The organism is Dactylosporangium sp. NPDC048998 (genome assembly GCF_043197855.1).
Taxonomy (GTDB): Bacteria; Actinomycetota; Actinomycetes; order Mycobacteriales; family Micromonosporaceae; genus Dactylosporangium.
In genome coordinates this window covers 1-5,805 of record NZ_JBICTV010000083.1, presented here as the reverse complement: position 1 = coordinate 5,805, position 5,805 = coordinate 1, and the positions used below count along the sequence as shown (strand labels likewise).

The window sequence follows — 5,805 nt, the reverse complement described above, 5'->3', positions numbered from 1 at the left end:
ACAAGTACTCGTTCACCAACTCGAACCCCACCGAACCCGGCCCGGCAAACGCCCAGCCGTCGTCCCGCTGGACGAGTTGCAGCGACGATTCCCCCCAGTAGCCGGAGGCCCCAGCGACGTGCTCAGGCACGTTCTCCCAGGTCGCTGAAAGCATAAACTGGCCGAGTAAAGGGGTCTACGCATCGAGCGTCCGGACCAAGACTCAGCGGTGGTCGGTGCGCAGACTGATGCCGTTTGCAGATCGTCGAATTCGCTGCCGAATCCATCGGCGGCAGCGGAGGAGCAACTCTTGCATCCGCGGGCGGGCCGCGAGCAAAATTTTCGACCCCATGTACCTGGCCGCCGAGACTGAGGGCTTCTACGAGTTCAAACGAGGCAACCGCAAGTCCTCCACGGTTGGCTGACCGGGCAGTTCGTCTGGCGGGCGCAGCGGCCGTAGCGCCGCGCAGCCGCGCAGCACGGCGAGACAGGCGGTCAGCTCCTCGGCGGTGTAGGCGAGGAAGAGCACGGTCGACGGCCCGGCGGCCCGGCTACTCGCGAGATGGTCGACCGCGGCCAGGATCAGGGTGCGGGCGGTCGTCCCAACGTCGGCGCCGCCGATGCCCGCGCCCAGGAGCGGGAAGAGGATACTGCGCAGCCGTGGGCCGCGCTCGCTGCGCTCCTCGGCCGCGCGCAGGGCGTTGCCCACCGTCCGGCCGAGATCCCGCACGGCGCGGTAGCCGATGCCCGGCTCGCCCTGCACCGCGGCGGTATGGATCAGGCAGCGCACGCCATTGCGCCGGGTCAGCTCGCCAGGCTCGGCGACGACAGCGGTGCCGGCGACGACCGGCCGCCGGTGGCGCACCGCCCGGGCCAGCGCGTCGGCCACCAGGTCGGCCACCACCCGCCCGCTGTCGTCAAGGGCGGCGCCTTCATAGCGGATCGACGCCGACACGGAGTTCTCGTGGACGCGGGCCATCATCATGTCGGTGTTCTCCGGGTTGACCCACGCGTCGACGCCGCGGACGCGCCGGATGTCCCCGGTGACTACGCCGACGCGGCGCGCACCGCCGTCCAGGGTCCGGGCCAGCCCGAACAAGTAGGTCTGTTGGTGCTCCAGCGCCGCGGCTCGGGCTCCGGCCGTGGCCCGCTGTGCCTCCTCGGCGTCCCGCCGCGCCGCGTGAACGGTCGCGCGCAGCGCGGCGGTCCAGACCAGCAGCACGAACGCGCCAGCGCCGGACAACGTCATGCCGAACACCTCGCCGCTGGCCGTCGCGGCAGGGAACAGCGAGAAGATGATCAGGCTCGTACTCAGGGCGGCGCACAGCCAGGCGAACACCAGGATTGTGTGGCGGTGCCCGATCGCGGCGGCCCGCGTGCCCCAGCCGAACGTGGCCAGGCTCAGTGCCAGGAACACCGCGGCGGCGACCAGGGACGCCGCATGCTGAAGCACGGCTACCGGCCCTCGCCCGGCCCGGCCGCGCCACCCGAGTCCGGCCGACCGAGGGGGTCGCACTCGCCGAGCAGCGCACGGGTGAAGGCCGCCGCTGCGAGCGAGGCGTAACCGCGCCAAATCGGGGTGGTGCGGCTGTCGCCGTAGTCGCTGATGCCGCGCACCACGTACCACTCGACGCCGTTAAGGAAGCTCGCCCGCCCGAAGCCCTTGATCTCCATCTCCACGGCCAGGATGTCGTGGCGGCGGGCCAGATCATCGCGGGTGACGGCATCGCGCAGCGACCGGTCGGCGCTGCCGATCCGTCCACGGTGCACCTTCGGTGCGCCCTTGCGGTGCCCGCTGCGACGCAAGCTCGGATGCTTGATGCGCCGGCCTGACTCGTCCGGGGCGTACAACACGTCCGTGTCCTCCGGCGGCCGCTGGAAGCGCGCGAGGTCGGGTCGCCGGCCGGTGTCCAACCAGAATTCCCATGGGTGGTCGCCGCGCCGGTCCCGGGTCAGCAGCCGGTTCACCGCGGCGGTCATCCTCGGCGACGGCTGCGGGAAGCCGGGTCGCAGGCGTGGGCCGTCCGGACGCACGTCCACGTGGTCGTAGTCGACCACCTCCCACGGCACCACAATGTCGCCGAGCCGGACGTGCCGCTCCGCGCGTCCGGGGTCCGGCACGCCGGCCGCGATTCCGGCGAACAGCACGCAGGTGACGGTGGGGAAGCTGCGGGTGAGGTTGGTGCACGCGGTGGCCGCAATGTCGTTGCCACCCTCCGGCAGGACGCTGACGGCGACCACGTGTGCGTGGTCGGGGTCGCGGCTGGGCAGGTAGCCGACGCTGTACGTGGCCGGGTCGCCCACAACGGGGCAGGCCCGGGCGCCGTCCAGCAGCGCGGTGACCGCGTCGTACTCCTCGGCCAGCGCGGTGACGATGCCGATCGTGGCGACCGGCCGGTCGTGTCGCGGCCGCTGAGGGCGGTCCGTGGACCGGTCGGCGCCGGCGGCCTCGTGCACGGTGCTGGTGTTGTTGTTGCCGAAAACGGCGATCTTGCTTTGTACGTCGCCGATATGAAAGTCCTGGCTCATGCGACTGCATCCCTCTTACTAGGCGCCCGGTGCCTTGGCAATGAACGTGTTGGCGTTGCCGAAGCCGACAATGTCGGCCTTCACGGTGTCGACCTTCCAGTTCTGGATGATGGTGGTCACCGACTGGGGCCCGTCCAGCGAGCTGGTGCTGATCCCGCGTTCGACGAGAAACGCGCGCAGCCCCCGGGCCAGCCGGGTGACCATGTAGACCGTGTCGCGCTCGAGCGCCCGCCGCACGTTGTCGTCAGGCGCCTTGAAGTTGTCCGAGGACAGTCCTTCCCGGGCGGTGATGCTGGCCCCGTAGTCGTGGTACCGAAACCGCTTGGCGACGAGCGCCGCGAGGCGCCGGCCCCGCCAGAACACGCGGGCGTCGACCAGCCGGCCGGCAAGCCGGTTCGGCGCGCTCAGGAAATGCCTCGGAAGGTGGCGCGTGCCTTCGCGCAGGACCCGGTACAGCAGGTCTCGCCGATGCGCAGGCAGCCGGCGGACCCGGTCGACGATGGCCGGCAGCAGCGGCAGCAGCGCGTTCAGCGTCACCTCGAAGAACAGCAAGTGACCACGACGGCCGGCCCGCGCGGAGGCGGTGACAACGAGGTCGTCGCGGCGGGTCAGCGACTCGAGGAAGAAGACCCGCTGGAAGTCCTCGTTGTCGCGCTGCTCGTTGCGGTAGGCGATGGTCTCCGGCGCCAGCCGGTCGACGGGCGGGCTCGACGGGCTGGGCAACAGATCGCGGTCGGCCTCGAGCTTGCCGCCGTGCACGTACAACCGGAGCCCGTGGCGGATCCCTTCAGGATTGTCCGCCTGCCAGTCTCGCTCCAGGAACAGGAGCAGGTCGCCGACCTCGAACGGCTCGGGGCCGTCGCCGTCCGGATCCGCCGCGTGGCGGATGTCGACGGAGGTCGGCCAGTGCTCGATCCGCAGGCCACTGCCGATGAACGGCGTCGAGGCCCGCGTCTCGCGGTACGCGATCACGTTCATCTTCGCCACACCCTCCAGCCGGGCCTCCACCGCCGCGGACAACCTCGAAGCGGTCTGGGCCGGCGACTCCGCAGCGCGCCGGCACCGCGTTGCATGCCGGATGGCGGCGAACTGGGCCGCGACGCAAACCGTCCACGCGACGACAACGCCGCCGGCCAGCACTACCAGGGACCGCACCACAATGTCGAGCGATGCGAGCCAGATCCCGGCCAGGATCGCGGCGAACGCGGTCAGCAACACGATCCGCACCGTCTGCTCGCGCTTGCGCTTGAAACGGGCGCGGAGCCTGGCCCCCAGCCTCCCGACGAGCCAACCGGCCCGCCGGGCCACCAGGTACAGCAGCACCATCGCCGCGCCGGCCGCGACCAGGCCGTGCCGCCCGTGCCGTGCGCCGGCCTCGGCGACGAAGGTGGCCGGCGCGGCGAGCAAGCAGGCGAGCAGCGCAGCGTCGCGCAACAGCAGCAGCCGGCGGGCCACCCGGGCGTGGCGCAGCAGCGCGGTCAGGTCGAGCCCTGGCGAGGTGCCCCATCCGCCCTGCGGGTCCGACAGGAACTCGTTCCACACCGCGTCGCACGCCTGCGCGTCGAGGTACAAGTTGGCGCACAGGATTCTCGTCGTCAACTGGTCGCTCGGGGACGGCGGACGCTCGGCGCGTCGCAGCCAGCGCACGGGGGACGCGGCGCTGAGCCAGCTCTGCTGGCCTGCGCTCACACGGGGCTGCGGACGCGGGCGGAAGAAACTGTAACGGCCCTCGGTGGCGCTCATCGCGTTCGTCTCTCCACGTGGACGTTCGTATCATTTGACATAGATCAATATAAGGTCCACCGCTCGTCGGGGGCCCGAAGCGATCGCAGTGAATTCCCGATCCCCGGGCAATGCTCCCGAACGGTATGCTGTCCGGACCGAATTTCCGGCCGTCCGCGGACGTTCGCGGACGGCCGCCACCCGGGAGGTCGGATGGACCGCGAGGCCGACATCGCCACCATGGTCGCGGCGGTGCGCAGCCTCGACGACCTCGCCCGGGCGTTGGACCGGCTGCGGCTCATGGCATCGCGGCACGGTTCCAGGCCGACCTCGCTGCGGGCGATCGCCCGCGGGGTACACAAGTCGCCCAGCACGATCCAGCCGTATCTGAACGGTCAGCGGCTGTGCCCGCACGAGGTGTATCTGGACATATTGCGGCTCCTCGGCGTCCCGGCCGATCAGCGGCGCTTGTGGCTGGCCGCGTGGGAGCGGGTCGCCGATGCCCAGGCGGGCCGGGCACGGCGGGAGCAGGGTCCAAGTGAGGTGCGCGGATCGCGGCCCATCCACTCCACCGATGTGTACCGCTACCGCGTCGACGGGGGCGCCGTCGTCGGCATCGTCACCGGCGACGTCCGGCGGATCCGGTTCATCGATGTCTGGATCAATTCCGAGAACACCGAGATGAAGATGGCGCGCGTCGATGACTTCTCGATCTCGGCAGTCATCCGGTTCGAGGGTTCGGCGCGCGACGAGACCGGCCGGCCCGTCGAGGATCTCATCGCCGACGAGCTCACCGCGAAGGTTGCCGGGCGGACGCCGCTGCCACCGTGCGCCGCGGTCCTCACCGGTGCCGGACGGCTGCGCGACAGCAACGGCGTGCGGTACGTCGTCCACGTGGCGGCCGTACAGGGTGAGCCGGGCGAAGGCTACCGCCAGGTCAGGGGCATCGGCCGGGGGCTGCTCAATGCACTCGCGGAGGTGGCCCGGCTAGAGGACCCCGAGCCGCCGCCGCTCAGCGTCCTGGTCCCGCTGCTCGGAACCGGCGTCGGCGGCGGGGACCAGCGGGCCACGGTGTCGGCGCTCACCGGCGCTGCGGTGGACTACCTGACTCGCGGGCGATTCCCGGCGGCCAGCGGGCGGCACGAGGTCAGGGAGATCTACTTCCTCGCCTACAGCGAGGCGGAGCTTGCGCTGTTCCGGGACGAGCTTGGCCGGTTTCCCCGGCTTGTTGCCGACGCCCCGTCGTGACGATCGGCGGTGGCCGTCAGGGGGTGCGGAAGGTGCGGAACTTGGTGTGTTTGCGCAGCTCGAAGTCCAGGGACTCGTCCAGGCCGATGGCGGTGGTGTTGTTTGCGGCTGCGTGCAGGAACGGAGTTTCGCCGTAGACCCTGATGTCGTGGGCCAGGGCGCGGATCAGGCAGGCGGTCAGGCCCTAGCCCCAATACCGCTGACTTAAGCATGATGGCTGTTAGAGTGCGGTGTGCCGCGTGCTGGACAGGTGAAAGCGCCGCTTGGTGAGCGGTTGTCGGATCGGATTGCGGTCGGGTTGTTGACCTCGACGTTTCCGCCGGAGTT

5 protein-coding genes are annotated in these 5,805 nt (G+C 70.6%); 1 reads left to right on the top strand and 4 read right to left on the bottom strand.

Annotated elements, in window-relative coordinates; translation table 11 throughout:
• Nucleotides 1-358: 358 nt before the first annotated feature.
• Genes ACGFI8_RS47755 through ACGFI8_RS47745 form a run of 3 tightly spaced genes read right to left on the bottom strand, consistent with a single transcriptional unit; the run spans nt 359 to nt 4,197 of the window.
• Nucleotides 359-1,432, bottom strand: a complete 1,074-nt coding sequence (locus ACGFI8_RS47755) for a macro domain-containing protein (protein ID WP_392815720.1) — start codon at nt 1,430-1,432, stop codon at nt 359-361.
• A 2-nt stretch (nt 1,433-1,434) separates the two neighbouring features.
• Nucleotides 1,435-2,508 carry a hypothetical protein gene (locus ACGFI8_RS47750; protein ID WP_392815718.1) on the bottom strand — a complete coding sequence of 358 codons (1,074 nt, stop codon included), beginning with the start codon at nt 2,506-2,508 and terminating at the stop codon, nt 1,435-1,437.
• A gap of 18 nt (nt 2,509-2,526) precedes the next feature.
• Complete coding sequence (locus ACGFI8_RS47745; RefSeq protein ID WP_392815717.1) at nt 2,527-4,197, bottom strand: hypothetical protein; 1,671 nt, start codon at nt 4,195-4,197, stop codon at nt 2,527-2,529.
• A gap of 246 nt (nt 4,198-4,443) precedes the next feature.
• Here ACGFI8_RS47745 and ACGFI8_RS47740 point away from each other — a divergent pair, with 246 nt between their 5' ends.
• Nucleotides 4,444-5,478, top strand: coding sequence for a macro domain-containing protein (locus ACGFI8_RS47740; RefSeq protein ID WP_392815715.1), 1,035 nt, complete (start codon nt 4,444-4,446; stop codon nt 5,476-5,478).
• Nucleotides 5,479-5,494: 16 nt separating this feature from the next.
• Here ACGFI8_RS47740 and ACGFI8_RS47735 read toward each other — a convergent pair whose 3' ends face one another.
• Nucleotides 5,495-5,659 carry a GNAT family N-acetyltransferase gene (locus ACGFI8_RS47735; RefSeq protein WP_392815723.1) on the bottom strand — a complete coding sequence of 55 codons (165 nt, stop codon included), beginning with the start codon at nt 5,657-5,659 and terminating at the stop codon, nt 5,495-5,497.
• Between the last annotated feature and the right edge of the window lie 146 nt (nt 5,660-5,805).

Excerpts from the sequence above, each read along its gene's own strand:
- ACGFI8_RS47750 (WP_392815718.1), bottom strand. The coding sequence starts at position 2,508 with ATGAGCCAGGACTTTCATATCGGCGACGTACAAAGCAAGATCGCCGTT.
- ACGFI8_RS47740 (WP_392815715.1), top strand. The coding sequence starts at position 4,444 with ATGGACCGCGAGGCCGACATCGCCACCATGGTCGCGGCGGTGCGCAGC.